This is a genomic window from Luteimonas sp. GW821-FHT14E02, from assembly GCF_058803905.1.
The window spans coordinates 293,805-319,234 of sequence record NZ_JBXAPK010000001.1; the positions used below are offsets into that span (position 1 = coordinate 293,805).

Below are 25,430 nucleotides of genomic sequence, written 5' to 3' on the forward strand. Positions count from 1 at the left end.
GCAATGAATGACCCCTCCTTCCAAGTGCTCGGCGCACTGGCGCTGGAACTCGCCCCGAGCGACGGGACCACGCGCGACGCACTCCCGCAACAGGCCGCGGGCGCGCTGGCAGCCGCGATCGCGCACGATCTCGCCGGCTTCGCCGCCGACGCCGCGGCGCTCGACTTGATCATCGTCGGCGCCCACTACGACCCCGTGGAACTGCTGCGCCCGGGCTGGCCCGTGCATCACGAGCTCGATCAGCTCGGCGCGCGCGCGCCGGGCAACCGCGGCGAGCAAGGCCGCATCATCGCCTTCGGCAGCCACGAGGATCGCCTGCCCGGGGCATTGTCACCCTCCGGCGATTACGCTGGCGGACCACTGCGCCTGGTGCCGTGGCTGCTGAGTGGGGACGCCGCCATCGCGCGACAGGTCGGCGATACATTCGAACGCGATCTGATGGAACGCGGCATGGCCGGCGCGGCCACCGCCCTGCAGGCACAGGAAGTCTTCGGGCTGCGCGTTGAGCACGCCCGCTACCTCACCGTACACGACCTGTGCGCGCTCACGGCGATGCAGTACGAACACGCCGGACTGGCGCCGCTGTGGCCGATCCTGGAAACGGCGCTGCTCTCGCCGCAGCGCGAAGCCTGGCTGGATGCGCCACCGGAGCCGTTATTGCATTACGTCGACGGCGAGGCGCGCATCGCCCTGCTCACGCCCGACGCCTGGCGCAAGCGCTACGCGCGCGATGTCGGCGAGGACATCGAACGCCTGCAGCGCGGCTTCTCGCATTTCGAAGCCCGTCAGCGGCAAATGGCCGCGGTGCTGATGGCGCATGGCGTTGCCGTGACATTCGCGCACTGCAACGGCGATCCCGTGGAAGAACTGTAAACGAGCTTTGGTTTCCTTCTCCCTTCGGGAGAAGGTGGCGCGAAGCGACGGATGAGGGCGGGAAAATTCCAGCTCACGGAAACCTTCCGGCAAGTTATTCCCTGCCCTCATCCGCCCCTGCGGGGCACCTTCTCCCGAGGGGAGAAGGGAAAGCATCACTGCGTCACATTGATCACACCGCAAGCCACGCGCGCACCGGAATTGCCGGCCGGCTGGCTTCTGTAATCATCCGCCGCCGCATGCACCACGATCGCCCTGCCGGCGACATCATTGAAGGCGCCGCCGCCCAGCGTGACGCCCATCAGATGGATGTTGATCTTCGCAACACCGTCGGCGTCGGCCACGATGTTGTCCATGTCGCCCGCGTGATGCGTGCCCGTCCCCGCGCGGCCATGCGGGTTGCCGGTGGGATTGAAATGTCCGCCCGCGCTGCTGGCATCCACCGCGCTGCAATCGCCCTTCTCGTGTACGTGGATGGCATGCGTTTTCCCCGCGCCAAGACCACCGATCTCGCCAGTGATGTGCACGCCATCGCGCATCGGTACGAGCGTGAGCTTGCCGCTGACCAGACTGCCCGATGCGGAGGCGAGATTCGCTGTCGCCGATTTCGCCGTGCTCGTGGTCGGAACCGGCACGGACTTCGGTGTCGCGCCTGGCGAAGGTTTGGTGCCGGAAGTGCTGGAACAGGCGGCAACCATCATGACGATCGCGGCCGAAAGCAATGTATGACGCATGGAGACTTGCATGACAGACTCCGTCAACGGGGGAAGGTTACGCTAATCAGCGCGGGGTTTATGCAAGATGAAGCGTTCGTAAGTGTTGAGCGGAAAGCATTCGCTCGTCACTTAAATTTACGCAAGCCTCGATAGTGATCGCACTCATCGAGGCTTGCGCCCCGATCCCAGCTTGCGCGTCACCGTATTGCGCCCAAGTCCGAGCCGTGCCGCGGCCTCCGCGCGCCTGCCGCCCGTGTGCGACAGCGCGACTTCGAGCAGGACACGATCGAGACGCTCGCGCGCCTGCGCATGGATGTCCTCGTCCCCCGCGCGCAAACGCGCATGCGTCCACTCGGCGAGCGCCGCATCCCAGTCGGTCGCGACGGCGGGCACCGTCGGCGGCGCGCTCGCGGTCAGGGTGCCATCGAGATCGGCGACAGTGATCGTGTCCGTCGGCGCCAGCGCGGCCACGCGCCAGCACAGGTTTTCCAGCTCGCGCACATTGCCGGGCCAGTCGTAGGCGAGCAGGCGTTCCAGCGCGGCCTTGCCGAAACGCTTCGGCGGCGCCTGGATACGTTCGGCGGCGGATTGCAGGAAACGTTCGGCCAGCCTCGGAATATCCTCGCGACGTTCGCGCAAGGGCGGCAGGCGCAAGCGCACCACATCGAGACGATGCAGCAGATCGGCGCGGAAACGGCCATCGGCGACCAGCGCTTCCAGATGCTGGTGCGTCGCCGCCACCACGCGCACTTCGACACGAATCAACTCGCGTCCGCCAACACGGAAGAACTCGCCCTCGGCTAGCACGCGCAGCAATCGCGTCTGCAACGGCAGCGGCATGTCGCCGATCTCATCGAGAAACAGCGTGCCGCCGTTGGCCTGTTCGAAACGCCCGATGTGGCGCTTCGCCGCGCCGGTGAAAGCACCGGCTTCGTGGCCGAACAGCTCGCTTTCCAGCAGTTCGGCCGGGATTGCCGCCGTGTTCAAGGCCACGAACGGCCCGCGCGCGCGCGGCGATTCGCGATGCAGCGCGCGCGCCACCAACTCCTTGCCGGTACCGGTTTCGCCGGTGATCAGCACCGACAACGGCGCCTGCGCCAGACGGCCGATGGCGCGGAACAATTGCCGCATCGCCGGCGTCTCGCCGATCAGCGAATCGGCATCGCCTCCCGCATCGCCGGTCGGTGCGATCTCACCCTCGGCCGCTTCGCGCTGCTGCGCGAGCGTGTGCGTTGCCAGCGCGACCGCATCGTCGAGATCAAAAGGCTTCGATAAAAATTCGTGCGCACCACCGCGGAATGCACCCGCCGTGCTGGCGACGTCAGTGTAGGCCGACATCACGATCACCGGTAGTCGCGGATGCGTGCGCTTGAGTTTGTCGAGCAATACCAGGCCATCGTCGCCGGGCATGCGCACGTCGGTGAACAACAGCTGCGGTGCCGTGCGCGTGCCGAGCGCTTCGAGCACGGACTGCGCGGAGTCGAATCCCGTCACCTCGAAACCGGCGTCGCGCAATGCCGTTGCCAGCACGAAGCGCACGCTGCGATCGTCATCGACGACCCAGATATGGGCCTGCTCCTGGGACGGCTGACCTTGGAGCGGCTCATTTGCCATTGGCGAATTCCTGCTTCAGTTCTGTCTGCTTCAACTCAATGTGCTCCAGCTCGGTGAGCACCAGCGGTAGCAGCAACGTAAAAACGGTATGCCCCGGCCGCGAGCGGAACGTCAGTGAGCCGCGATGCTCGCGCGCCACCTGCTGCGCCAATGCCAGGCCAAGGCCGCTGCCTTCCGCGCGCCCGGACACCAGCGGCAGGAACACCTGTTCGGCCAGCGACTCCGGCACGCCATGCCCGTCGTCGGAAATCTCCAGACGCAACGCCACCGAATACAGACGATCGGCGATGCGCGCGCCGTGCTCGGCACGCGTGCGCAGCGTGACCGTGGCGGCGCCCGCTTCGATGGCGTTGCGCACGAGGTTCCACACCGCCTGTGTCAGTCGGTCGGCATCGCCACGTAGATCGGGCAGACTCGGGTCGTAGTCGCGCAACAGCTTCACCGTCCAGCCCGCGTCGCTTTCGGCCAGGCGCAGCACGCGTTCGAGCACGACGTGGATGTTCAGATCGGTGTGCGGCTGCGGCGGCGCGGGCGAGAGCAGACGATCGAGCAACTGCGTGAGGCGTTCGACTTCCGATTCGATCAGGCCGGTGAGTTCGCGCGAAACCGGATCGTCATGACGCCGCGAAAGCAACTGCGCCGCGCCCTTCACGCCCGCCAGCGGATTGCGCAACTCGTGCGCGAGACCTTTCAACGCGGCCGACATCGCCGAGGGCAGCGCCGACAGCGGATCCTCCCCCGGAAACTCGTCGACCGGATGTGCCTCCAGCCGCCAGCCGCCGGCATCGAGCCGGGCCAGCCAGACATCGGCGAAATGCGGCGGCCCGATGGCCCCGGGGAACGCCAGCGGCAGGCGCCGCAGGCACACAAGCTCGCGCTCGCCGCGATCGGCCATGCACCGCGCCAGTGCATCGCCCTCGAACTCGAAGGCGGCCAGCGGCAGGCCCGGCATGCGTTTGGCGCTGACGCCCAGCCAGCGGGCGAAGGCGATATTGGCCGAGAGGATGTGGCCATCCGCGTCGGCCTGCGCCAGGGGCGTGCTCAACAGGTCGTAGGCGGCAGTGTCGGCGCTCATTGCACCAATATAGTGCAGGCGTTGGATGAACGCACGGATTCCATCGGTCGAAGCCGCCACTGGAATCGCGCGGCTCGCCAGGTCCGGAGGCGTCCCCTGCGGCTCGGGAGACCAGCCTGACGACCACCGCCCCGGAAGCAAGCGCTTCGCCGTGGAAACAAATCCGGTTCGAAGCTAGCGCCCGCCGACGCGCGGGGCAAGACCTCGCAACTCTTTGAGCTCAGCCTCCAATGCCTCGATCCGCTTGTCCTTTTCCGAAAGCGCCGCCAATACGTCGGCCGCCTCGTACCGCACCGGAATATGTTGCGGACAGTTGGCGTCCCATGCGGAAACGGTGAACAACATGACCTGCTCGGGCTTCGCCTTGTAGCCCTCCGGCATCAGCTGTGCGAGCAAGTCCTCATCCGCATCCACCACCCGCGCTTCTCCCCATACCTTGACCCGCCGGCGATGGCGATAGTCGATCAGGAACAGGTGCGCCTTGGGATTCTCGAGCAGATTCCCCGTGCTGATGTATTGCCGATTCCCTGAAAAATCGACGAACCCCAGCGTGCGCTCGTCCAACACCCGCAAGAAGCCGGGCGGACCGCCGCGATGCTGGATATAAGGTTGGCCTTCGGCATTGACCGTCGCCAGGAACACACTGCGCTGCTCCGCGATAAACGCCCTCAGCTCAGGCGTGATCACCGTGTTCCACGCCCCGCCCTCTTCCATGCGCGCATAGGCTTGGCGCGAGCCCCGGCGCTCCTGCAACGCCTTCACCGCGGGCGTGAACGCGATATCGCTGGAATACTTTCGAGTGGTCACGGCGTCAGCATCAGAGTCCAAGGTCACTCAACGACGGGTGTTCATCCGGACGGCGCCCCGGCGGCCAGTGGAATTTCCTGTCGCCTTCAGCGATCGGAAGATCGTTGATGCTGGCAAGACGCCGGCGCATCAACCCGTGCTCGTCAAACTCCCAGTTTTCGTTGCCGTAGCTGCGCGTCCATTGCCCCTGCGCATTGACCGATTCGTAGGCGAAGCGGACCGCGATCCGGTTCTCCCGAAATGCCCACAACTCCTTGATCAACCGATACTCAAGTTCGTGTTGCCACTTGCGCGTCAGGAACGCCTCGATGGCTTCGCGCCCGCTGAAGAACTCCGAGCGATTGCGCCACTGGCTGTCGACCGTGTATGCCAGCGCGACACGAGCCGGATCGCGTGAGTTCCATGCGTCCTCGGCCAGACGCACTTTCTGTATGGCCGTCTCCAACGAGAACGGCGGCAAGGGTGGACGGTCCATAAAGTCTCCAGTGGGGTGAAGTTCCGCAGCCGGCCGGGCTGTCCGCCCGAACGACCGGAGATGCCGATACTCACGCGGCCAATCGCGCATTGACCACCGGGAAATCGATTTCGGTGGCGGCGACTTCGTTGATGTAGTTCGTCCAGGTGTTGAGGGCGACGTGCTGGACGATCTCGACAATCTGGGCATCGCTGTAGCCGGCGTGCTTGACTGCGAGCAGATCCTCCGCGCTGACCTTGCCGCGCAGACGAGTCACCTGAGCGGCGAAGCGCACCGCGGCATCGGCCTTCGGATCGTTCGAGGTTCCGCTGCGGTTCGCGGCGATCTCGGCGTCGTCGAGCTTGGCCAGGTGTTTGCCCAGATAGGTATGCGCGGACAGGCAGTAGCTGCAGCCGTTGATCTCGGCCACGGCAAGGGCGATGCGTTCCCGGGTCTGCGCCGGTAGCGCGCCTGTCGCGAGCGCGCCGGACATGCCGAGATAGCCTTCGAGGGCGGCCGGGCTGTTGGCCACCATGCGGAACAGGTTCGGCACCACCCCCAACTGCTGCTTGACGGCTTCCAGCAGCGGCTGGGATGCGGCGGGAGCGGATTCGATCGTGGCGGGGGTTGGAATGCGGGACATCTGAGTGCTCTGGGAAAAGGGCCTGTGGGCCGAGAGACTCAGCCTAAATTATTCCATATTTGCAAACTACTTAGTATATTTTGGAATCATTATTCCGAATTTTGGAAGAATAGACATGGACCGCCTGGAGGCGATGACGGTGCTTCTGGCCACCGTGGAATGCGGCAGCCTGTCGGCGGCGGGCCGCAAGCTCGACATGCCGCTCGCCACCGTGAGCCGGAAACTGACCGATCTGGAGACCCATCTGCGCACGCGACTGCTCAACCGCTCCACGCGCAAGCTTGTGCTGACCGATGCGGGCCGTGACTACGTCGCCTCGTGCAAACGGATTCTTGAAGACATCAATGAAGCCGAGCGCACCGCCGCCGGCGAATACTCCGAACCGCGCGGGGATCTGGTCATCACGGCGCCGATCGCCTTCGGGCGCCTGCACGTGCTGCCAGTGATCGTCGAATTCCTGCAGGTGTATCCGGAGGTTGATGTCCGGCTGGTATTGGGAGACCGCGTCGTCAATCTCGCCGACGACCATATCGATCTGGCGGTGCGTATCGGCGAATTGCCCAACAGTCGCCTGACGGCCACTCGCATCGGGGAATTCCGGCGTGTGATCTGTGGAAGCCCGGCCTACTTCGCGCGGCAAGGCGTGCCGGAAGTTCCCGAAGACCTGCGCACGCACACATGCGTCACGTTCGAAGCCTTGTCTGTTCCGGACTATTGGCGCTTCACGCATGAGGATGTCGAATCGCTGGTCCCGGTTCGCACGCGGCTGGTCGTGAACACCGCCGAAGCCGCCGTCGACGCGGCAATCGCTGGCGCCGGCCTCACGCGCGTCATCTCGTATCAGGCCGCCGAGCACGTGCGAACCGGTGCCTTGCGACTGGTATTGCGCGAATACGAAACGGCGCCCGCCCCCGTCAACCTGGTCTTCGACGGAGGCCGGCGATTGCCGTTGAAACTGCGCGCCTTTCTCGATTTTGCCGTGCCGCGCCTGCGCGAGGGGCTCATGTCGCGGCGCGAGATCGAACCCCAGCCCTCCGAAGCCGCCAGCGGGCAGTGATCACCGGCGCCTCGCCACGCCAACAGGCACACCGCCTGCCGGCACATGCCATGCGTCCGGGGCAGGCGCACACTTCGGCGGCATGCTTGCCGCCTGTCGTTTTGGATTCCGGCAGCCTGATCATCTGTCCCGCGACATTCGCGCCCACCGGATCAAAGCCCAATGTCGTACTGGCGAAAGCCGATCACCCTGTTGCGCTCAATTCTGGTGATTCTCTTCGCCGCCGCGGCAGTGGTGCTGATCAATCAGGCGGGTGGCTGGCTTGCGGAACGATTCGGATTGCCGCCGGGCGGTGACGGCCGGCTGGCCTGGGATCTTGGCTGGGTGATCGCGTCCGGCACGGCCGCCATCTGGATGGTGGCGCGCCTGGCGCCTTGCGCGCCTCGCGTCCACGCACTGATCTTGTTTGTGTTGCTGCTGGCCTTTGCTCTGTGGGGCGTGGTTCAGATGGGTGCCGACTATCCATGGTGGTTCTGCGCCGGGCTGGTGCTGACCCTGCCGCTGCAGGGGTGGCTGGGAATGACGCTGGCGTTGCGCGGAAGACGCAAACACCGAACACCCGCATGGCCGCGCACGAATCGCATTCCGACTGATTCAACGCGATAAATGCCTTTACCCGCCTACGCCGCAAGCGCGAGGCCGCGCGCATCACGCACGGTCTGCTCGATCACCTCGACCGCGCGTGCGCATGCGCGCTCACCGGGTTCGGTCTTCTGCTGCACGGCACGACAGCGCTCGATGCTCGCCGGGCTGACGAGTTCGCGCAGCGCGGCCGCGAGTGTCGCGGCATCGCGATCGCGTTCCAGCGTGATGCCGCAACCAAACGCGGCGACGCGGCGCGCGTTGTCGGTCTGGTTGGTGAAGGACGGCAGCATCAGTTGCGGTACGCCGGCCGACATCGCCAGCGCGGCCATGCCAACGCCGCCCTGGTGCACGAACGCGCCCACGCGCGGCAGCAGCAAATCGAGCGGCAGATACGACTCGTGCGTGATGCCGTCCGGCAGCGGCGGCAGCTGATCGGTGAGGCGGGTCACCAGGATGCCGCGCTGATCGGCGGACTGAAGCGCCGCGATCGCCATTTCGAAGAAGGCACGGCTCTTCGTCGCCGCCGTGCTGGCCGCGACCACCACCGGTGGCGATCCGGCGTCGAGGAAACGCAGCAACCCTTCCGGCAGTTCGCGCGCCGCGTCGGCGCTGCGATACAGCGGAAACCCAGTCAGCGTGACATGCGCCGGCCAATCCGGCGGGCGCTTGCAGAACCATTCCGGAAACAGGCCGACGATGCGCTGCGGCGAAAACAGCCAGCGGCTGTACATCCGCCGTGGCAGCGTGCGGTCGAGGTCGCGCGCGGCTTCGCGCAGCAGGCTTCGGCACAGCGGATCGATCAAGGCATATTCGACGGCCGCGAACGCCGGACGGCGCAATCCATATGGCAACCCGAGCACGCCGCGCAAGGATTTGTAGAACGGCGGATCACGCAGGGAGATCAGATCGGCCGGCGTCAGCATCGTCGACACGTAGGGCGTTCCGTAGCGGTCGTGCAACAACCGCGCGATGCCGGAAACAGACAACGGCGAGATGATCACCGTGTCGTCATCGATCTCGTTCGCGGCCAAGCGCGCACAGGCGGCGATCTTCCCGGAAAAGAACCGGAAATGGCTGCGGATCCATTGCAGCGGCCGCATGCGGCTCGCCTCCTCGTTGAAGGCGCGCTTCTCGTCGCCGCCGAGGGTGCAGATGGCGCGCAATCCGAGCGATCGCGCCGCCTCGATATATTCGAACGTCGCCAGGAACACGACCTCGTGCCCGCGCTCGCGCAGCGCGCTGGCGAGCGCGAGATGAGGATGGACGTCGCCGTCGGAGCCTCCGGTCAGGATGATTGCCTTCATCGTGTCTCCCCACTCCCCATCTCGCGACCGATACCGGTGGATTGCAGTCTATCGAGCCCTCAACGGTCTTCATGGGACCTGGGATCGGTTTTATCGAACCCGTCAACGCGGCTTGATACTTGCATGAACTGCTGCACAGCTTGAACGTTATTCGCGTCTCGCTTGCGTGAATCCCGTGGGTCGCGATGACACGACAACGCGCGGCATCCCGCTGCCGCGCGCCGACTGGAGATTTCACATACCTTTCACCCAGGCGTGGGCGCGACCGCGCTCGTGCGATCAGTTCATGCTGCTGCGGCACTCTTCCGCGCGTTCTTCACCATCATTCCGCCGATTTCCTTGAGCAGCTTCGCCGCGACGAGCGCCGTCATGTCGGAAAGATCGCAACGCGGGTTGTACTCGACGATATCGGCGGCCACGATCGGCTGCCCGATGCCCTGGATCAGATCGATCACCTGACGCAGCGTCGGGCCGCCGGGTTCGCGATGCGAGACGCCGGGGGCGTGGGCCGGGTCCAACCCGTCGAGGTCCAGCGAGAGGTAGACCGGGGTTGTGATGTCGAGCCGGAGGTCTCCGCGCCAGTGCGCCGCTTCGACGATCTCGACGCCGAAGCGTTCGATCTGTGCGCGGTTCTCGGCATTGAGCGTGCGCAATCCGACCTGGATCAGGCGATCGGCCAGCCGCTCTTCCATGATCCGCGCGAATGGCGAGGCGTGGGAGCGCGGATTGTCCTGGTAGGCGTGGTAGATGTCCGGATGCGCGTCGATGTGCAGGATGGTCAAGCGGGCATGGCGGCGACGCACCGCGCGCAGGATCGGATAAGTAATCGCATGGTCGCCGCCGAGGCAGATCAATGGATCGCCGGATGCCATCGCATCGCTTACACGCTGCTCGATGAGGCTCCAGGGATCGGAAGCGCCATCGAAACGGATGTCGCCATGATCCGTCAGTCTGCCGGCGGCGAGCAGATCGATTCCGGTTTCGCTCCAGGCGCTGTACGCGTCGGAGTACAGGGCGCGGCGAATCAGGGGAGGCGCCTCGGAGGGGCCCTGCAGGAACGAGGAATTGTCGTCGTTGGGAATCCCCAACAGGGAAAGCCTGGTCATTCGAATCTCCGGTTGCGTGGCGTCAGTCGCCGAGAATTTCGAAGGCGAGCGGCCTGGGCGACGCGCCGCCGTTGCAGGTCGAGGCGGGACACGAGGACAGCGCGATCGCCGCTCTGTCCGCCTTGCGGATCGATGATGCGCAGTCGTTCGCCGCGCCCGAGTCGCAGCCCGACACCGCTGGCTGCCGGGATCACCCGCTGTTCGATCATGGCGTTCTCCATTCGCCGGGCCGTCCCGGCTCGATGGAGAGGGACCTTAGCGACGCTAATCTGTCAGGTCCACTTCGCAAATCTTCAATTGATTGTAAGATTTTCTTGATGTTTGACCTGACCCGCCTGCGTTTGCTTCGGGAACTCGCCCATCGCGGCACGATGACGGCGGTCGCCGATGCGTTCGGCCTCACCTCCTCCGCGGTGTCGCAGCAGCTCGCCACGCTCGAGCGCGAAGCCGGCGTCGCCTTGCTGGAGCATGTCGGGCGCCGCGTGCGCCTGACCGCGGAAGGCACGCGCTTGGTGTCGCATGCGGATGCGATCCTGCAAGCGGTCGAGGCCGCCGAACGCGACCTGCGTGCGGCCGACGAACACCCGAAGGGCACACTGGAAGTCGGTTGCTTCTCGACGTTCGCCAGGACGCATCTGCTTCCGGCGATCGTGCGGCTGCGGGATCGCTTCCCGCAGATGCACGTGGTGCTTCGCGAACTCGAATCCGCCGATGCGATCGAGGCCGTGCGCGATGGCCGCTGCGATCTAGCCATCACGTTCGCCTACAACCTGGTGCCGCGACCGGAGGTGGCCGGTCTCGCTTCACAGTTGCTGCTGGAAGAACGCGTGCTGCTCGCGTTGCCGGCAGCGTGGCGAGCCGAGCGCGGACCGATCGCGCTGGAGCGGCTGGCGCGGGAACACTGGATCGTCGGATCGCGGCAGACCGACGATCACCTGCTGGCGCAACGCGCCTGCGCGGCCGCCGGTTTCGCGCCGCGGATCGCCCATACCGTCGACGATTACGATCTGCTGCTCAGGATGGTGTCGGCGGGACTCGGTGTGGGCTTTGCGCCGGAACTCGGGCTGCGTTTCCCAAGCGCTGAGGCGATCGTGACCCGCGAACCCGGTGGCTTGCCGCTCAGCCGCAGCGTGCATGCGCTCACGCGCAAGACGCTAGCTTCTTCGCCGTTGGTGCGCGCGCTGTTGTCGGAGTTGACGGGCGATTCCTAAGAGCACCCGATAGGATCAGGAGAAGCGCCCAATTCTTCCGCCTCGTCATCCCGGCGAAAGCCGGGATCCAGCTTTTTGCTTGGAAGATTCGTTCCCGGACGAAAGGCTGGATCCCGGCTTTCGCCGGGATGACGGCATTTTTTGTTGGGCACGGTATTTTTGTCAGGCGTTGTGACGAAAACAATTTCGTCGCTTCACTTCAACTCTTCACTTCAACGACTCACTTCAACAAGCCAAGCCGCACGAGGCTTTCCGCAGTGGCGACCAGCGCATCCTCGCTCGGTCTCGGCGTCCAGCCCAGCACGCGCCGCGCTTTCTCGGACGTCGCGTTCTTCGGCTTGCCAAGCTCGGGCAGGATCTGCTTCACGGCCGGATCGCGCAGCGAAGCCAAGCGCACCAGCCAGTCGGGCAATTGCAAGGTCGGCACGCGTTTCGCGGCGGTGCCCATGCGCGATTTCAGCGCCTTCGCCATGTCGCGGATGGAGAGGAAATCGCCGGCGACGGCGAGGAAGCGTTCGCCCTTCGCGGCGGGATCGGTCATGGCGCGCAGATGCAGCGCGGCCACGTCACGCACGTCGACGATGCCGAAGTACAGACGCGGACAGCCCGGCATGGCGCCATCCATCAACCGCTGCACCAGCAGGATCGAGGTCGAGTAATCCGGCCCCAGCACCGGACCGAAGATACCCACCGGATTGACGACCGACAGTTCCAGCCCGCCGCCTTCGCGCTCGATGAAATCCCAGGCGGCGCGTTCGGCCAGCGTCTTCGATTTCACGTAGGGCAGCACGTCGGCGCCATCGGGCTGCGTCCAGCTGGTTTCGTCGAACGGGGCTTGCCGCGGCGGATGGCCGTAGCCGATCGCGGCGAACGAGGATGTCAGCACCACGCGTTTGACGCCGGCATCGCGCGCGGCGCGCAGCACGCGCAATGCGCCCTCGCGCGCGGGGACGATCAGTTCATCTTCGTGTTTCGGAAGGCTTTCCGGGAACGGCGAAGCGACGTGCAGCACGTAGTCGCAACCGGCGACGGCTTCCGGCCAGCCCGCATCGCGTTCGAGATCGGCGACGGCGAAGGAAAGCCGGTCTCCGGGCTCAGCGCCACCTTGCGCAAGCATGGCGCGCACGCCGGCTTCACGCTTCGCGTCGCGCACCGTGGTGCGCACGGCATGGCCGGCGGCCAATAACTGCAGAAGGCAATGACTGCCGACGAATCCCGAACCGCCGGTCACCAGCACCGTTGCCATCGCCGTCCCTCGCCTGCGGATCGAAGGCGGCAACGTAGCACGGAGGATGGCGCGCGGCCGCTACTTCGGCGCGCGCTGGCTGAAGGCGACGCTGCCGAGGATCAGCGCACCGGCGATGCCCATCTTCAGCGTGAGCGGTTCGTCGAGCAGCAACCATGCCCAGGCGACGCCGAACAGCGGGATGAGATAGGTCACCGTGGATGCGCGCGCGGCGCCGATGCGGGCGATCAATCGGTAATACAGGACGAAAGCCAGGCCGGTGCAGAGAATGCCAAGCAGCGCGGCCGACACCCACGATTTCATCGGAATGGCCGCCTGCGGCCAGGTCGCGATCGCGAACGGCAGCGCGAGCAACGCGGCACTGCCGAGCGTGGCGGAGGCGACCGCGGCCGGCGGCAATCCGGTCAGATGCCGGCGCACCAGATTGATGCCGATGCCGTACAGGAACGAGGCGGTCGCGCCCGCGGCGACGGCCCAGCCGATGCTGGCGCCGGCCACCTTGCTGCTCGCCAGCACCACGACACCAGCGAATCCCGCCACCAGCGCGACGGCGCGGCGCGTGCCGATCTTCTCGCCGAAGAACAGGAAGCCGACCAGCGCGGTGAACAGCACCGTCATCGCATTGGTGATTGCGCCGACGCCGGCCGGCGCACGCTGCGCGGCCCAGGCGAACAGAAGGAACGGCAGCGCCGAGTTGATCGCACCGATCAATGCGAGCTTCGGCCACAAGCTCAGAGGAAACTGCCGCCGCGCGCGCCACAGCAGCGGCATCAGCGCGATCGATCCGAGCGCGAGCCGCACTTCCACCAGCGCGATCGGGCCGAAGTCGTTCGCGGCCACGCGCATGAACAGGAACGAGGCGCCCCAGATCGCGCCAAGCACGGATAGTTCCAGCGGCGTGAGCCAGGCGCGTTCGGCGGGAGTCGTGGTCGACACGGGAGCGGTCTCGATGGCTTGCATGAGGATATCCTCGGGCGATCAGTATCGATGGTGTGTCAAGCGGCGGCGGCGAGCAGGAAGCGATCGAACGAGGCATCGACGGCCGCGCGGCCGCCGCCGATGATGTTGCGGCCCCAGGTGTAGCCGTACACGTCCTCGAAATCGAAGGGGTCCAGGCGCTCGCGCATCGCGCGCACGTCGCTCACGTTCATCGGCACGTAGTTGGGATAGCTGTACATGAAAGTGACGTGGCGGCGGTCGAATACGACCTGCAGCGCGTCGCCCGGCAGCAGTGTGCCGCCGGGACGCGGTCCACGCTTCCAGTGGATGGCGGTGCTGCCGGGGAAATGGCCGCCGCAACGAATCAGCGTGACGTCGTTGGACAGCGCGAGTGTGTCGCCGCTCCAGAATTCGATCCGCTTCGACGGCCGCTGCACCCAGGCCCTGTCGGCCTCGTGCAGCAGGATCGGCACGCCGCCGAGCGCTTCGCTCCACTCCACCATCGCCGTGTAGAAGTGCGGATGCGAGATAAGGATGCGGTCGACACCGCCACGCGCCTGCAAGGCGGCGACCGCCTCGTCGGTGACCAGGCTGACGCACTCCCACAGCAGGTTGCCGGCGTCCGTGCGCAGATGCAGCGCGCGCTGGTTGATGGCGAAGTCCGGCGACAGGCCGATGCCGAGCAGGCCGGCGTCGTCTTCCAGCCGCTGCGTGTGCTTGGCGGCCAGCGCTTCGTGGGTGGTCCAGGCCTGGCCCTGCCAGCCGACGTACTGGCGATCGTCCTCGCAGATCGGGCAATGCGCGGGCGGCGCGGCCGTTTCGGCGTACTGGGTACCGCAGGTGGCGCAGACGTAACAGGGCATGGCGGGCCTCGCGGAGCTGGATTGGGCGCGGCGGCCGGGATTGCCGCCTGAGGCTATTGAAGGGCGTAATCTGGACCCTTGGAGATTCCAGTTTTTGGAAAATAGATGGAGCCAGTTTTTCCCTTCGCCCTGGCCCTGCCGGCGCGCGGACAGGGCTCGCTGACGCAAGCCCTGCACCAGCAGCTGCGCGCCGCGATCCTCGACGGCCGCCTGGCCGCGGGCGCGACCCTGCCCGCCACGCGCCGGGTCGCCGCCGTGCTCGGCATTGCGCGCAACACGGTGGTCGCCGCCTACGACCTGCTGATGGCAGAGGGTTATGTGGTGCCGAAACCGGGCGCGAAGGCCACGGTCGCCAGCATCGCCGCCAGACGCCCCGCGAACGTCGCGCGGCATCTGCCGAAGCCGGACGATCATCGTCTGAACCCCACTTACTGGCAGCCGCCTTTCATGGGGCCGATCGCGCCGTCCGATCTGCCGCCGCGCAGCTTCCGCATCGGCGTTCCCGATTACCGCCATTTCCCGCATGCGTTATGGCGACAGCTGTCGGCGCAGTCTCTGCGTGCGTGGGCGAAGTCGCCCTTCCGTTATCCGCCCACCGAAGGCATTCCCGCGTTGCGCGAGGCGATCGCGCAGCACGTCGCGTTCGCGCGCGCGGTGGCGTGCACGGGCGAGGATGTGATCGTGACCTCCGGCGCGCAGCAGGCCTTCGATCTGCTCGCGCGCCTGCTGGTGACGCCCGATCGCGCCTGCGTGGCGGTGGAGGATCCGGGTTATCCGACCTTCCGCACCGCCTTCGCCAACGCCGGCGCGCGCGTGGCGGCGATTCCGGTGGATGACGAAGGCCTGTGCGTCGATCAGCTGCCGGACGATGCGCGCGTGATCTGCGTGACGCCTTCGCATCAATCCCCCACCGGCGTCGCGTTGTCGCTGCGACGCCGCACCGCCCTGCTCGAGTTCGCGCGCAGGCACGACGCGGTGATCATCGAGGACGATTACGACGGCGAATTCCGCTTCGGCGGCCGTCCGCTGGATGCCCTGCAGACGCTCGACTGCGACGCGCTGGTGTTCTACGTCGGCACGTTCTCGAAAAGTTTGTTCCCCGCCCTGCGCAAGGGTTTCGTCGTCGCGCCGGCATGGGCGCGCGATGGCCTGCTCGCGGCCAAGCAGTACGCCGATTCACATTGCGACGAGATCGCGCAGGCGACCCTCGCCACGTTCATCCAGGGCGGCCACATGGCGCGGCACGTGCGCAGGATGCGCACGCTTTACGCCGCGCGGCGCGAGGCCCTGCTCGATGGCCTGCGACGCGAACTGGGCGCATGGCTCGACCCGATTCCTTCCGAAGCCGGCCTGCACCTGGCGGCGCGCATCCGTGCACCGGAACACGCCGATCGCATCATCGCCATCGCACGGCGGCATGCGCCCGGCGCGCAATCGATCGCGGAATATTCACTGACGCCGCCACGGCAGCCGGCGCTCTCCTTCGGCTATGGCGTGATCGATGCCGAAGAGATCGCGCCGGCGCTGTCGCGGCTGCGCCGCACACTGGAAACCATCGGCACGGAAGCCGGATAGATAGACCGTGCCGAAGTGAAGTGCGCGGCGCGATCCGCCTCTACACCCGGTCTTCGACCCCGCGCACGCCGGCCGTCTTGGCGCAGTGCGCGCAGCAGTAGAACCGGCCCGCGTGCTCCACGCCATGGCCGACGATGTGGCATTCGCAATGCGCGCAACGCGGCGCCATGGCATGGATCGCGCATTCGAAGGAATCGAAGGTGCCGCGCTCGCTTCCCATCGAAACGGTGAAGGTCTTGTCGTAGTCGTTGCCGCAAACATCACAGGTCGGCATGTCAGTCTCCCTTTGCTTGCCTCAGCGGCCCGCCGAACCCTTCAAGGTCAGCGCGGTCGCATCCACGTCCTTGACGCCCTTGACGCCGCGCGCCACGGCGACCGCCTTGTCGGCCTGCGCCTGCGTCTCGACGGTGCCGGACAGCCTGACCTGGCCGTTGAGCGTTTCGACGTTGATCTCCAGGCCCGAGACATCACGCGCCGCCAGCAATTCGGCCTTGACCTTGGTGGTGATCCAGCTGTCGCCTATCGGCTGCTGTGAGGAATCCTGCGCCATGCCTTCCGTGGTCTGCTGTCCGCCGGCCCTGGAATCGGCGGCGATGGCGGCACCGGAAAGCGCACTGGCAAGCAAGGTGCCTGCTGCAACAAGGGTGATCGGTTTCATATCGGCGTCCTCAATGAAGGAGTCATACGCCGACGAAAACGCGCACGCGGCTCACGTCGGCGCACGACCACCGTACGATGACGGGAGTTAACGCCGGGGAATCGCGGCGTTATCGCCAGGTGCAGTGACTGAACCTCTCCTCAATCCGACCAGCCGTGATGCGTCTGTCCGCGCACTTCGCCCGCCGGGAACGTGCTGGAGTGCACGTTGACGTATGCGGCGCCCGCACGGATCGCGCGCACCAGTTCGGCGAATTCGCCCGCGGCGATGCCCTGCCCCGCGGGTCCGATCACGTTGGCGGCGGTCAGGGTGCCGGTCACGCGCGCGGGCGCGGGGGCGCACGTAGGCGCCAGGCCGGTGGGATCGGGATTGGCCGCGGTCTGGCACAGGAACACGCTCACCCCGCCGTTGACGCCGCGCTGCCCGAAATGAATGTGCGCCTGACGGACATCGCCCTGCAGCGCGTTGTAGCGCAACTCGTAACGGATGCTGCCCTGGCGATCGTCGATGAAGGCCACGAACGCGCCTTTCGCCGTCGACGACACTGACGGCACTTCCTCGAAACTGCGCAGCGGCACCACCACGACTTCGGCGGAAGCCAGCGCGGAAACGGCACACAGCGCCCCTGCCAGCAGCGGGCGCGGCACAGCGGCGGACGGTCTCATGGCGGACCTCGGGCGAGGGAAACCGCGGATGCGGTCGAAGCACGCTAGGCGCACGATCGTTCAACACCGGTGAATTTCTTCGGCCGGCACCGGCCCCGCCGACGAGCGGTCCGCGGTCGACCGGCATCGCCGTTGCGGCGTGACGGGTGTCGGCTCCGATACCCGTTCAGCCAGGACAATCGCGACGATGCGCACGGTGGACAATGGCGCGGTGCGGCAACGCCCCGGTTGCGCGGTCCTTGGCGACGGTGCATCGTCTGCTGAACATCCATGGTTTTCGAGGGCGTATGCCTCCAGACGACGGACAGGCACGGGAGACTGCGGCCCTCGCACCGCTGACGATGCGCGATGGCGCCGCGCTGTTCGTGCGCGACTGGCCGATCTCCGGCGCGCACCGCGCGGTGCTGCTGGTGCACGGCCTCGGCGAGCATTGTGGGCGCTACGACGCGCTGGCGCAGTGGTTCAACCGGCGCGGCTATGCGGTGCGCAGCTACGACCAGCGCGGGCACGGCCGCACGGCCGGACAGCACGGCGCGATTCCGCGCGCGGACGCGCTGCTGGAGGACCTGGCCGACATTTACACCGACTACGCGGCTTCGCTCGGATTCGCGCCACTGCTGCTCGGTCACAGCATGGGCGGCCTGGTCGCGCTGCGCACGGTGCTGGATGGCCGCATCGCGCCGCCGCTGCTGATGCTCTCCTCGCCCGTGCTGCGCGCGCATGAACCCAGGTGGCTGCAATCCCTGGCCGCGCGATTGGCGTCGTGGCTGCCGAACCTGCCGCTGCGCGCCGGCCTGAAAGCCGACAAGCTCTCGCATGATCCCGCCGTCGGGCCTGCGTACAAACGGGACCCGTTGCGCTATGGCTGGATCACACCGCGCCTGGCGAATTTCATCTTCCACGCAGGGCCGGCGTGCATCGCCGATGCCCGGCAGCTGCAAGTGCCGAGCCTGCTCCTGTACGCGGGTGACGACTACCTCGTCGATCCCGCCGGCAGCCGCGACTTCGCCGCCGTCGCGTCGCCCGCGCTGCTGACCACGCAGAAGTTCGACACGCTTTATCACGAGCTGTTCAACGAAGCCGATCCGGGCCGCAGCGAGGTGCTGACGGCGCTGGAGACATGGCTATCGCCACGGGCCGCCGCCGCGGCGTGACCGGAATCGCTCAGTCCGTCGATCGCGTCAACGCGTGGAGGATGCGCAAGTCCTCGGCATCGAGCACGTCGGTCTCGCTGCCGCGGAAGTGGCGATGGAACGCGCGCACGGTCGCGGCCCGATCTTCCAACGGATAGCCGATCAGGCGCAGCGCCAGCCAGGGATCGAAACCGGGCGGCGGTTCGCCCGCATCCGCCGCCGGCCAGCGGCCGAAACCGGCCTCGGCAAGCCGCCTCCAGGGAAATTTCGCGCCCGGATCGCGCTTGCGTGTCGGCGCGAAGTCCGCATGCGCGACGATGTCGGTGCGCGCGATGTTCAAGCGCGTGCACAAGTCCTCCAGCAGCACCAGCAGGCTGTCGATCTGCCCGGGAGGAAATTCGGCAAGGCCGTCGTTGTCGAGCTCGATGCCGATCGACGCGGAATTCAGATCGCCGATCGTGCCCCAGCGCCCCGGCCCCGCGTGCCAGGCGCGTTCGCCATCGGCCACGAGTTGATAGCGCTTGCCGTCACGGCCGATCAAGTAGTGCGCGCTGACCGGGCCACCGCTGTTGGCGGTGCGCAGCGTGTCGAGACTTTCCTGCACCGAGTCCTGTTCGGTGGCGTGGATCACGATCAGCACGGCCTTGCGCGGCCCGAAATTCTTCGATGGCACCCATTGCGCGAGCGGATTGTGTTCCGGCGCGTGCGCGCAGGCGGCGAGCGCCGCGACGAGGACGGCGGCGATGAGATGTCGGAAGCGCATGCCGCATTGCAACCGTGCGCGCGACGATTTGCAAGTCGCATCGGGCATGACGCGAAGACAAAAAAATCCCGATGCACCGCATGCGCGGATGCATCGGGATGAACAGCATGGTGCGGCGGCCCCGGGGAGGGTCTAGACCCGCCGCACGGCCGTCATGCTTCGTATGCGCTTTCTCCGTGCGAGGTGATGTCGAGGCCTTCGCGTTCGGCGTCTTCCGGCACGCGCAGGCCGACGGTGAACTTGACGATCAGGAACGACACCAGCGCCACCACGCCCGACAACACGACCGTGAGCAGCACGCCCTGCGCCTGGATCCACACCTGTCCGGCGATGTCGTATTCCGGCAGCGCGGTTTCGGTGACGTAATCCCAGATGCCCGAACCACCCAGCTTCGGCGCCGCGAACACGCCGGTCAGCAACGCGCCGGTGATGCCGCCCACGCCATGCACGCCGAACACGTCGAGGCTGTCGTCGGCACCGAGCAGGCGCTTCAATCCGCTCACGCCCCACAGGCAGAGCACACCGGCGATCGCCCCGATCGCGAGCGCGCCGCACAGGCCGACGAAACCGGCCGCCGGCGTGATCGCCACGAGTCCCGCCACCGCACCCGAGGCCGCGCCCAGCAGCGAGGGCTTGCGCTTGGTGATCCACTCCACCAGCACCCACGCCACCACCGCCGCCGCTGTCGCGAGGAAGGTGTTGACGAAGGCGATCGCGGCCACGCCGTTCGCTTCCAGCGCGGAACCGGCGTTGAAGCCGAACCAGCCCACCCACAGGATCGAGGCGCCGATCATCGTCAGCGTCAGGTTGTGCGGCTTGATCGCCTCACGCCCGTAACCGGTGCGCTTGCCGATCACATACGCACCGACCAGGCCGGCGATGGCAGCGTTGATGTGCACCACCGTGCCGCCGGCGAAGTCCAGCGCGCCCTTGGCGAACAGGAAGCCGGATTTCTCCAGCGCCTTGGTCGCCGCATCGGCGTCGGTGAACGCATCCGGGCCGGGGAAGAACCACACCATGTGCGCCATCGGCAGATAGGCGAAGGTGAACCACAGCACCGTGAACACCAGCACGCCGATGAACTTCACGCGTTCGGCGAACGCACCGAGCACCAGCGCGCAGGTGATGCTGGCGAAGGCGCCCTGAAACACGAAGAACGCCAGCTCGGGAATGTAGACGCCCTTGGTGAACGTGGCCCCGAGCGCATTCGCATCCAGCCCTTTCGCGAACAATCGATCCGTGCCGCCGATGAACGCGCTGCCTTCGGTGAAGGCGAAGCTGTAGCCGTACAGCGCCCACAACACCGCGATCAGCGAGAACACCGTGAGATTCTGGATCAGGATCGACAGCACGTTCTTCGAACGCACCAGGCCGCCGTAGAACAGCGCGAGGCCCGGCAGCGTCATGAAGATCACCAGCGCCGCGGAGACCAGGACCCAGACGGTGTCGGGTTTGCTGGCTGTCGGTGCTGGCGCGGCAGGAGCTTCTTCCGTGGCAGCCGCGGCAGCTTCCGCGGGCGCGGCAGTTGCTTCAGCCGATGCCGCTGGCGTTTCCTGTGCGCTCGCCGCTGCCTCAGGCGCCGCAGCGGGCTCCTGCGCGAAGGCGACCGCCGTGAGGCCGGACAACATCAGGCCACACAACAGCGTCAGGCACAGCGCGTGAACACGGGTGGACCACCCGGAGAAAAATCGAGTCTTCATGGTTGCCTCCGTGTGGATGTCAGAGTGCATCGGCGCCGAGCTCGCCGGTGCGGATGCGGATGGCCTGCTCGATCGGCGTGACGAAGATCTTGCCGTCGCCGACCTTGCCCGTGCCCGCCGCCGACTGCAGCGCTTCCAGCGCGCGTTCGAGCAGCTCTTCGGTGACCGCGCATTCGATCTTCAGCTTCGGCAGGAAATCGACGACGTATTCGGCGCCGCGATACAGCTCGGTGTGGCCTTTCTGCCGTCCGAAGCCCTTGACTTCGGTGACGGTGATGCCCGACACGCCCACCTCGGTGAGCGCGCCGCGCACGTCGTCGAGTTTGAACGGGCGAATGATGGCGGTGATGAGTTTCATGCGGTTCTCCCAGTCTTGATATGCATCGCTGCCTCAGAACGCCTTGGCGAAAGTCACCGCGAAACGCCCGTCGGCGATCTTGGTGCCACGCGCGTTGGTGTACAGCACCTCGTCCGCGTTGGTGTCGGTGTAGGCCGCGGCGATCGAGAAGCCGTTGTCGAAGGATTTGGTGACACCGAGCTTCCAGTCGGTGTATTCGAAATCCTCGTTCTCCTTGATCCACTGCTTGCCGCCGTGGACGTTGAGCGTCCAGCCCGGCGTGAAGGTCCAGTTGACCGAGGCGTCGAGATAGCCGCTGCCGTCGGAATCGACGTAGCCGAACAGGTCGGTCAGCGAATAGGAGTACTTCAGGCCCAGCGACAGCTCCTCGATCGGCGTGAGGGTGCCGCCGACGTAAAGCTCGGTCGTGTTGGCCTCGTTGAAGTCGTCGGGGAAATCGCCCGGGTAGTAGTAGGTGAGCGCACCGACGTCGTAGGCGAAGATCTCGCCGGCCTTGCCGCGATAGCCGAAGTAGCCATCGAGTTCGAGGCTGCTGGAGATGTCACCGGGGATGTCGGAGAGCCAGCTGATGTTGCTGCCCCAGGCGCCGATGTAGAAACCACTGTCGTGGGCGTATTCGATGCCGCCCTGCAGAGCGGGGTCTTCGTTGGTCTGGGACACGCCACGGAAAACATAATCGCTGGTCAGGGCGACCGAGCCTGTGGTGCCGGCGTGCGCGTAACCCGCTCCGAACATGAGCAGAGTTAGGGACGATGCGATTGCAATCTTTCGGAACGACATGACAGGCCCTCTTCAAAGGATGGCCCTCCCCGGTCACTGCTGATGTTGCTGGCCGGCCGCTTCTATGGCGCCCTGACCGTTTACCTTTCTCCTGTCGGCTCGGCTTGCCCGCGTTTTCGCATCTCCGTCGTCCGGATCACGCGAAAGCACGAAGCTGGCCGGCTCCTTCGCCTGCTTCCCTCGAGCTGATCTCCCTCGTCATGAAAACGCTGTTCGGATCTTCAACGTACGCATCGAACGGAGCGCAGATATCGAATCCGAAACGCGCGTACAGCTGGCGCGCGGGTTCGAAATAATCCATGGAGCCGGTTTCCAGGCTCAGCCGGCGATAGCCCCGGCGCTCCGCTTCCGCGACGAGATGCTCCAGCAATCGCGACGCAACCCCCTTGCGTTTGTGCGCGATCGCCGTGCGCATCGACTTGATCTCCGCATGCAGCGGATCCAGCTCCTTCAGCGCGCCGAAGCCGGCCAGCTCGTCTCCCTCCCAAACGCTCCAAAACGTGATCTCCGGACGACGCAGCTCGGCGAGGTCCAGTGCGTGGGTGCTTTCCGGAGGTGACACCTGGCGCATGCCGTGCAAGTGCTCGCGCAGCAATGCGATGACTTCGGTGGATTGAAGGTCGTCCAGGCGGATTTCCAAAAAAGACACCTCGTTCCGTTGCAAAAAACAACTGCGGAGCTGGCCCGATCCCTCCCTTCGCGGCGCGCGAAGGGAGGGCAACACACATGTCAGATTGCGTAGTACATCTGGTATTCGAGCGGATGGGTCGCCGCGCGGAACGCGGTGACTTCCTTCAACTTCAGCGCGATGTAGCCGTCGATGAAGTCGTCGGAGAACACGCCGCCGGCCTTGAGGAACTCGCGATCCTTGTCGAGCGCTTCCAGCGCCTGGTCGAGCGAGTGGCACACGGTCGGGATGCCCTTCTCCTCTTCCGGCGGCAGGTCGTACAGGTCCTTGTCGCTCGGGCTGCCCGGATCGATCTGGTTCTTGATGCCGTCCAGGCCCGCCATCATCAGCGCGGCGAAGGTGAGATAGCCGGACTGCATCGGATCGGGGAAGCGGATCTCGATGCGGCGCGCCTTCGGATTGCTCACATACGGAATGCGGCACGAGGCGGAGCGGTTGCGCGCCGAGTACGCCAGCATCACCGGCGCCTCGAAGCCCGGCACCAGGCGCTTGTAGGAGTTGGTGGTGGAGTTGGTGAAGGCGTTGATCGCGCGCGCATGCTTGAAGATGCCGCCGATGTACCACAGCGCCGTCTGCGACAGGCCGCCGTAGCCGTCACCGCTGAACAGGTTGACGCCGCCCTTGGCCAGCGACTGGTGCACGTGCATGCCGCTGCCGTTGTCGCCGACGATCGGCTTGGGCATGAAGGTGGCGGTCTTGCCATTGCGGAAGGCGACGTTCTTGATGATGTACTTCATCGTCAGCAGCTCGTCGGCCTTCTTCACCAGCGAGTTGAATTTGGTGCCGATCTCGCACTGGCCGGCGTTGGCGACTTCGTGGTGATGCACTTCCACTTCGATGCCGACCTGCTCGAGCGTCTTGCACATCTCGGCGCGGATGTCGTGCAGCGAGTCCAGGGGCGCCACGGGGAAATACCCACCCTTGATGCCGGGACGGTAGCCGCTGTTGCCACCTTCATATTCCTTGGCCGAGTTCCAGTGCGCTTCTTCGGAATCGATGTGGAAGAAGGTGTGGCCCATCTCGTTGGCATAGCGCACCGAATCGAAGATGAAGAACTCGGGCTCCGGACCGAAGAAGGCCTGGTCGGCGATGCCGCTGGACTTCAGATAGGCCTCGGCGCGCTTGGCGACACCGCGCGGATCGCGCGAGTAGGCCTGCATCGTCGCCGGATCGAGGATGTCGCAGCTGAGCACCAGCGTCGGATCTGCGGTGAACGGATCGAGGAAGGCGGTGTCCGGATCGGGCAGCAGCACCATGTCGGATTCGTTGATGCCCTTCCAGCCGCTGATCGAGGAACCGTCGAACATCTTGCCGTCCTCGAACAGACCGGGCTCGATGATCGACTTCGGGAAGGTGACGTGGTGCTGCACGCCGCGGACATCCGCGAAGCGCAGGTCGACGAATTCGACCTTGTGATCCTTGACGAGCTTTTCGACGTGTTCGATGGACATGTTGTTTGTGATCCGGTGGAAAGTGAAAGGGGGAATCGTGCGGCCGGCAGGCCGAGACAAGAGTTACAAAGCACAAGTCATGCCAACGTCGTTTTCGCTCGCAAGCCCTTGATTGTTAAAGCCAGATGAAGGGTTTTGAGATGTTGAGCACCTCTTGAGGGCATCTCTGGCGCCCGTTTGCACCAAAGCGGTGCGTCATGGCGCGACTGCTATCCTCTGTGCTGCCCTGTTTCCCCGATTCCCCCATTTCTTACATGTCCGACCTCCTGGCCGCCCTGTTGCTGGGCATCATCGAAGGCATCACCGAATTCCTCCCCATTTCCAGCACCGGCCATCTGCTGATCGCCGAGCACTGGCTGGGCCACCGTTCGGACCTGTTCAACATCGCGATCCAGGCCGGCGCGATCCTCGCGGTGGTATTGATCTACTGGCAGCGCCTGTGGGGCCTGCTGGTCGGCCTGCGCGAACCGGCGCAGCGCGACTACGCCCTGAAGCTCGCGGTGGCATTCGCGGTGACCGCGGCCGGCGGCCTGCTGGTCAAGAAACTCGGCTGGACCCTGCCCGACACGATCCAGCCGATCGCCTGGGCATTGATCCTCGGCGGCGTGTGGATGGTGCTGGCCGAGCATTTCGCGGCCAAGCGCGCGCAGGTGCTGGGCGAACGCAGCGCGATCACGTGGACCGTCGCCATTCTGGTCGGCATCGCGCAGGTGGTCGCGGGCGTGTTTCCGGGCACCTCGCGCTCGGGCGCGACGATTTTCGTGGCGTTGCTGTTCGGCACCACCAACCGTGTCGCGGCCACCGAGTTCGCCTTCCTGGTCGGCATCCCGACCATGTTCGCCGCGACCGGCTACGAACTGCTGGACGTCTACAAGAGCGGCGGCCTCGCGCACGAGGACTGGAGCGCGCTGACGATCGCCTTCGTGGCCTCGGCGGTCACCGCCTTCATCGCGGTCAAATGGCTGCTGCGCTATATCCAGTCGCATCGCTTCACGGCGTTCGCGATCTATCGCGCCGTGCTCGGCGTGGCGCTGTTGTGGTTCCTGCCAGTGGCGCACTGAGTCGCGACTGGTCGAAGCACGGGCGGTCGAAGACTGAACGCTTCGGCGGCGCCGGATGACCCGATGACCCCGATCCACGGCACCACGCGTTGATCCTGGCTCTCC

At 65.9% G+C, this 25,430-nt stretch carries 28 protein-coding genes; 7 read left to right on the forward strand and 21 right to left on the reverse strand.

Annotated features, from left to right (window positions below):
• Window positions 1-3 precede the first annotated feature (3 nt).
• Window positions 4-873, forward strand: a complete 870-nt coding sequence (locus tag AC1RNP_RS01185; protein WP_493049385.1) for a hypothetical protein — start codon at window positions 4-6, stop codon at window positions 871-873.
• 155 nt (window positions 874-1,028) lie between these two features.
• Here the strand turns inward: AC1RNP_RS01185 and AC1RNP_RS01190 are convergent, their stop codons facing one another.
• The 6 genes from AC1RNP_RS01190 to AC1RNP_RS01215 all read right to left on the reverse strand — a co-directional run bounded on the left by AC1RNP_RS01190 (window position 1,029) and on the right by AC1RNP_RS01215 (window position 6,182).
• Window positions 1,029-1,619, reverse strand: a complete 591-nt coding sequence (locus AC1RNP_RS01190) for a superoxide dismutase family protein (RefSeq protein ID WP_493049386.1) — start codon at window positions 1,617-1,619, stop codon at window positions 1,029-1,031.
• A 132-nt stretch (window positions 1,620-1,751) separates the two neighbouring features.
• Complete coding sequence (gene ntrC / locus AC1RNP_RS01195) at window positions 1,752-3,203, reverse strand: nitrogen regulation protein NR(I) (protein ID WP_493049387.1); 1,452 nt, start codon at window positions 3,201-3,203, stop codon at window positions 1,752-1,754.
• Window positions 3,193-4,278: a two-component system sensor histidine kinase NtrB gene (locus tag AC1RNP_RS01200; protein ID WP_493049388.1), complete on the reverse strand. Its 1,086-nt coding sequence runs from the start codon at window positions 4,276-4,278 to the stop codon at window positions 3,193-3,195. Before AC1RNP_RS01200 ends, ntrC begins: the two co-directional genes overlap by 11 nt.
• 174 nt (window positions 4,279-4,452) lie before the next feature.
• Complete coding sequence (locus AC1RNP_RS01205; protein WP_493049389.1) at window positions 4,453-5,085, reverse strand: pyridoxamine 5'-phosphate oxidase family protein; 633 nt, start codon at window positions 5,083-5,085, stop codon at window positions 4,453-4,455.
• 10 nt (window positions 5,086-5,095) lie between these two features.
• Window positions 5,096-5,560 (reverse strand): nuclear transport factor 2 family protein, encoded by a 465-nt coding sequence (locus AC1RNP_RS01210; RefSeq protein WP_493049783.1) that lies wholly within the window; start codon window positions 5,558-5,560, stop codon window positions 5,096-5,098.
• A gap of 70 nt (window positions 5,561-5,630) precedes the next feature.
• Window positions 5,631-6,182 (reverse strand): carboxymuconolactone decarboxylase family protein, encoded by a 552-nt coding sequence (locus AC1RNP_RS01215; protein WP_493049390.1) that lies wholly within the window; start codon window positions 6,180-6,182, stop codon window positions 5,631-5,633.
• A gap of 115 nt (window positions 6,183-6,297) precedes the next feature.
• Here AC1RNP_RS01215 and AC1RNP_RS01220 point away from each other — a divergent pair, with 115 nt between their 5' ends.
• Window positions 6,298-7,239 (forward strand): LysR family transcriptional regulator, encoded by a 942-nt coding sequence (locus tag AC1RNP_RS01220; protein WP_493049391.1) that lies wholly within the window; start codon window positions 6,298-6,300, stop codon window positions 7,237-7,239.
• Between the two features lie 162 nt (window positions 7,240-7,401).
• Window positions 7,402-7,845, forward strand: a complete 444-nt coding sequence (locus tag AC1RNP_RS01225; protein ID WP_493049392.1) for a hypothetical protein — start codon at window positions 7,402-7,404, stop codon at window positions 7,843-7,845.
• 14 nt (window positions 7,846-7,859) lie between these two features.
• Here the strand turns inward: AC1RNP_RS01225 and AC1RNP_RS01230 are convergent, their stop codons facing one another.
• The 3 genes from AC1RNP_RS01230 to AC1RNP_RS01240 form a co-directional block, all read right to left on the reverse strand.
• On the reverse strand, window positions 7,860-9,128 hold the full coding sequence (locus tag AC1RNP_RS01230) for a glycosyltransferase (protein ID WP_493049393.1): 1,269 nt from the start codon (window positions 9,126-9,128) through the stop codon (window positions 7,860-7,862).
• 284 nt (window positions 9,129-9,412) lie between these two features.
• Window positions 9,413-10,234, reverse strand: a complete 822-nt coding sequence (locus tag AC1RNP_RS01235; protein ID WP_493049394.1) for an agmatinase family protein — start codon at window positions 10,232-10,234, stop codon at window positions 9,413-9,415.
• Window positions 10,231-10,443 (reverse strand): hypothetical protein, encoded by a 213-nt coding sequence (locus tag AC1RNP_RS01240; protein WP_493049395.1) that lies wholly within the window; start codon window positions 10,441-10,443, stop codon window positions 10,231-10,233. The genes AC1RNP_RS01235 and AC1RNP_RS01240 overlap by 4 nt, the downstream gene beginning before the upstream one ends.
• Window positions 10,444-10,551: 108 nt before the next feature.
• On the opposite strand from AC1RNP_RS01240, the gene AC1RNP_RS01245 reads away from it, so the two are divergent.
• Window positions 10,552-11,445 carry a LysR family transcriptional regulator gene (locus tag AC1RNP_RS01245; protein WP_493049396.1) on the forward strand — a complete coding sequence of 298 codons (894 nt, stop codon included), beginning with the start codon at window positions 10,552-10,554 and terminating at the stop codon, window positions 11,443-11,445.
• Window positions 11,446-11,665: 220 nt separating this feature from the next.
• Here AC1RNP_RS01245 and AC1RNP_RS01250 read toward each other — a convergent pair whose 3' ends face one another.
• From AC1RNP_RS01250 to AC1RNP_RS01260, 3 genes are read right to left on the reverse strand one after another with little or no spacing between them, the layout of a single operon-like run.
• A complete protein-coding gene (locus tag AC1RNP_RS01250) occupies window positions 11,666-12,691 on the reverse strand; it encodes an SDR family oxidoreductase (RefSeq protein WP_493049397.1) in 1,026 nt (341 codons plus the stop codon).
• A gap of 60 nt (window positions 12,692-12,751) precedes the next feature.
• Entirely contained in the window at window positions 12,752-13,651 is a 900-nt protein-coding gene (locus AC1RNP_RS01255; RefSeq protein ID WP_493049398.1) for a DMT family transporter, read from the reverse strand.
• A gap of 35 nt (window positions 13,652-13,686) precedes the next feature.
• The gene (locus AC1RNP_RS01260; protein ID WP_493049399.1) at window positions 13,687-14,493 is read right to left on the reverse strand and encodes an MBL fold metallo-hydrolase; all 807 of its coding nucleotides are present in this window, start codon (window positions 14,491-14,493) and stop codon (window positions 13,687-13,689) included.
• Window positions 14,494-14,598: 105 nt separating this feature from the next.
• Here AC1RNP_RS01260 and pdxR point away from each other — a divergent pair, with 105 nt between their 5' ends.
• On the forward strand, window positions 14,599-16,068 hold the full coding sequence (gene pdxR, locus AC1RNP_RS01265; protein ID WP_493049400.1) for a MocR-like pyridoxine biosynthesis transcription factor PdxR: 1,470 nt from the start codon (window positions 14,599-14,601) through the stop codon (window positions 16,066-16,068).
• Between the two features lie 40 nt (window positions 16,069-16,108).
• On the opposite strand, the gene AC1RNP_RS01270 is transcribed toward pdxR, so the two are convergent.
• The 3 genes from AC1RNP_RS01270 to AC1RNP_RS01280 form a co-directional block, all read right to left on the reverse strand.
• Window positions 16,109-16,342 (reverse strand): hypothetical protein, encoded by a 234-nt coding sequence (locus tag AC1RNP_RS01270; RefSeq protein ID WP_493049401.1) that lies wholly within the window; start codon window positions 16,340-16,342, stop codon window positions 16,109-16,111.
• Between the two features lie 21 nt (window positions 16,343-16,363).
• Window positions 16,364-16,726 carry a BON domain-containing protein gene (locus AC1RNP_RS01275; RefSeq protein ID WP_493049402.1) on the reverse strand — a complete coding sequence of 121 codons (363 nt, stop codon included), beginning with the start codon at window positions 16,724-16,726 and terminating at the stop codon, window positions 16,364-16,366.
• Window positions 16,727-16,866: 140 nt separating this feature from the next.
• Complete coding sequence (locus tag AC1RNP_RS01280) at window positions 16,867-17,391, reverse strand: CHRD domain-containing protein (protein ID WP_493049403.1); 525 nt, start codon at window positions 17,389-17,391, stop codon at window positions 16,867-16,869.
• 287 nt (window positions 17,392-17,678) lie between these two features.
• Between AC1RNP_RS01280 and AC1RNP_RS01285 the strand changes: the two genes are divergently transcribed.
• The gene (locus tag AC1RNP_RS01285) at window positions 17,679-18,545 is read left to right on the forward strand and encodes an alpha/beta hydrolase (RefSeq protein ID WP_493049404.1); all 867 of its coding nucleotides are present in this window, start codon (window positions 17,679-17,681) and stop codon (window positions 18,543-18,545) included.
• Between the two features lie 10 nt (window positions 18,546-18,555).
• Here AC1RNP_RS01285 and AC1RNP_RS01290 read toward each other — a convergent pair whose 3' ends face one another.
• The 6 genes from AC1RNP_RS01290 to glnA all read right to left on the reverse strand — a co-directional run bounded on the left by AC1RNP_RS01290 (window position 18,556) and on the right by glnA (window position 24,264).
• A complete protein-coding gene (locus AC1RNP_RS01290) occupies window positions 18,556-19,287 on the reverse strand; it encodes an N-acetylmuramoyl-L-alanine amidase (protein ID WP_493049405.1) in 732 nt (243 codons plus the stop codon).
• Window positions 19,288-19,439: 152 nt separating this feature from the next.
• Window positions 19,440-20,987, reverse strand: a complete 1,548-nt coding sequence (locus tag AC1RNP_RS01295) for an ammonium transporter (protein WP_493049406.1) — start codon at window positions 20,985-20,987, stop codon at window positions 19,440-19,442.
• A gap of 19 nt (window positions 20,988-21,006) precedes the next feature.
• The gene (locus AC1RNP_RS01300; RefSeq protein WP_226467481.1) at window positions 21,007-21,345 is read right to left on the reverse strand and encodes a P-II family nitrogen regulator; all 339 of its coding nucleotides are present in this window, start codon (window positions 21,343-21,345) and stop codon (window positions 21,007-21,009) included.
• 33 nt (window positions 21,346-21,378) lie between these two features.
• Window positions 21,379-22,080, reverse strand: a complete 702-nt coding sequence (locus tag AC1RNP_RS01305) for a TorF family putative porin (RefSeq protein WP_493049407.1) — start codon at window positions 22,078-22,080, stop codon at window positions 21,379-21,381.
• Between the two features lie 181 nt (window positions 22,081-22,261).
• On the reverse strand, window positions 22,262-22,849 hold the full coding sequence (locus AC1RNP_RS01310) for a GNAT family N-acetyltransferase (protein WP_493049408.1): 588 nt from the start codon (window positions 22,847-22,849) through the stop codon (window positions 22,262-22,264).
• Between the two features lie 5 nt (window positions 22,850-22,854).
• Window positions 22,855-24,264 carry a type I glutamate--ammonia ligase gene (glnA, locus tag AC1RNP_RS01315; protein ID WP_493049409.1) on the reverse strand — a complete coding sequence of 470 codons (1,410 nt, stop codon included), beginning with the start codon at window positions 24,262-24,264 and terminating at the stop codon, window positions 22,855-22,857.
• Window positions 24,265-24,518: 254 nt separating this feature from the next.
• On the opposite strand from glnA, the gene AC1RNP_RS01320 reads away from it, so the two are divergent.
• Window positions 24,519-25,325 carry an undecaprenyl-diphosphate phosphatase gene (locus tag AC1RNP_RS01320; RefSeq protein ID WP_493049410.1) on the forward strand — a complete coding sequence of 269 codons (807 nt, stop codon included), beginning with the start codon at window positions 24,519-24,521 and terminating at the stop codon, window positions 25,323-25,325.
• Window positions 25,326-25,430: the final 105 nt, after the last annotated feature.

Coding starts and splice junctions, on each gene's coding strand:
- AC1RNP_RS01235 (WP_493049394.1), bottom strand. CDS start 10,234: ATGACCAGGCTTTCCCTGTTGGGGATTCCCAACGACGACAATTCCTCG.
- AC1RNP_RS01230 (WP_493049393.1), bottom strand. CDS start 9,128: ATGAAGGCAATCATCCTGACCGGAGGCTCCGACGGCGACGTCCATCCT.
- AC1RNP_RS01190 (WP_493049386.1), bottom strand. CDS start 1,619: ATGCAAGTCTCCATGCGTCATACATTGCTTTCGGCCGCGATCGTCATG.
- AC1RNP_RS01290 (WP_493049405.1), bottom strand. CDS start 19,287: ATGCGCTTCCGACATCTCATCGCCGCCGTCCTCGTCGCGGCGCTCGCC.
- AC1RNP_RS01240 (WP_493049395.1), bottom strand. CDS start 10,443: ATGATCGAACAGCGGGTGATCCCGGCAGCCAGCGGTGTCGGGCTGCGA.
- AC1RNP_RS01275 (WP_493049402.1), bottom strand. CDS start 16,726: ATGAAACCGATCACCCTTGTTGCAGCAGGCACCTTGCTTGCCAGTGCG.
- AC1RNP_RS01285 (WP_493049404.1), top strand. CDS start 17,679: ATGCCTCCAGACGACGGACAGGCACGGGAGACTGCGGCCCTCGCACCG.
- AC1RNP_RS01320 (WP_493049410.1), top strand. CDS start 24,519: ATGTCCGACCTCCTGGCCGCCCTGTTGCTGGGCATCATCGAAGGCATC.
- AC1RNP_RS01255 (WP_493049398.1), bottom strand. CDS start 13,651: ATGCAAGCCATCGAGACCGCTCCCGTGTCGACCACGACTCCCGCCGAA.
- AC1RNP_RS01280 (WP_493049403.1), bottom strand. CDS start 17,391: ATGAGACCGTCCGCCGCTGTGCCGCGCCCGCTGCTGGCAGGGGCGCTG.
- AC1RNP_RS01225 (WP_493049392.1), top strand. CDS start 7,402: ATGTCGTACTGGCGAAAGCCGATCACCCTGTTGCGCTCAATTCTGGTG.
- AC1RNP_RS01260 (WP_493049399.1), bottom strand. CDS start 14,493: ATGCCCTGTTACGTCTGCGCCACCTGCGGTACCCAGTACGCCGAAACG.
- AC1RNP_RS01215 (WP_493049390.1), bottom strand. CDS start 6,182: ATGTCCCGCATTCCAACCCCCGCCACGATCGAATCCGCTCCCGCCGCA.
- AC1RNP_RS01210 (WP_493049783.1), bottom strand. CDS start 5,560: ATGGACCGTCCACCCTTGCCGCCGTTCTCGTTGGAGACGGCCATACAG.
- ntrC (WP_493049387.1), bottom strand. CDS start 3,203: ATGGCAAATGAGCCGCTCCAAGGTCAGCCGTCCCAGGAGCAGGCCCAT.
- AC1RNP_RS01250 (WP_493049397.1), bottom strand. CDS start 12,691: ATGGCAACGGTGCTGGTGACCGGCGGTTCGGGATTCGTCGGCAGTCAT.
- AC1RNP_RS01300 (WP_226467481.1), bottom strand. CDS start 21,345: ATGAAACTCATCACCGCCATCATTCGCCCGTTCAAACTCGACGACGTG.
- AC1RNP_RS01295 (WP_493049406.1), bottom strand. CDS start 20,987: ATGAAGACTCGATTTTTCTCCGGGTGGTCCACCCGTGTTCACGCGCTG.
- AC1RNP_RS01305 (WP_493049407.1), bottom strand. CDS start 22,080: ATGTTCGGAGCGGGTTACGCGCACGCCGGCACCACAGGCTCGGTCGCC.
- glnA (WP_493049409.1), bottom strand. CDS start 24,264: ATGTCCATCGAACACGTCGAAAAGCTCGTCAAGGATCACAAGGTCGAA.
- AC1RNP_RS01185 (WP_493049385.1), top strand. CDS start 4: ATGAATGACCCCTCCTTCCAAGTGCTCGGCGCACTGGCGCTGGAACTC.
- AC1RNP_RS01245 (WP_493049396.1), top strand. CDS start 10,552: ATGTTTGACCTGACCCGCCTGCGTTTGCTTCGGGAACTCGCCCATCGC.
- AC1RNP_RS01220 (WP_493049391.1), top strand. CDS start 6,298: ATGGACCGCCTGGAGGCGATGACGGTGCTTCTGGCCACCGTGGAATGC.
- AC1RNP_RS01270 (WP_493049401.1), bottom strand. CDS start 16,342: ATGCCGACCTGTGATGTTTGCGGCAACGACTACGACAAGACCTTCACC.
- AC1RNP_RS01200 (WP_493049388.1), bottom strand. CDS start 4,278: ATGAGCGCCGACACTGCCGCCTACGACCTGTTGAGCACGCCCCTGGCG.
- pdxR (WP_493049400.1), top strand. CDS start 14,599: ATGGAGCCAGTTTTTCCCTTCGCCCTGGCCCTGCCGGCGCGCGGACAG.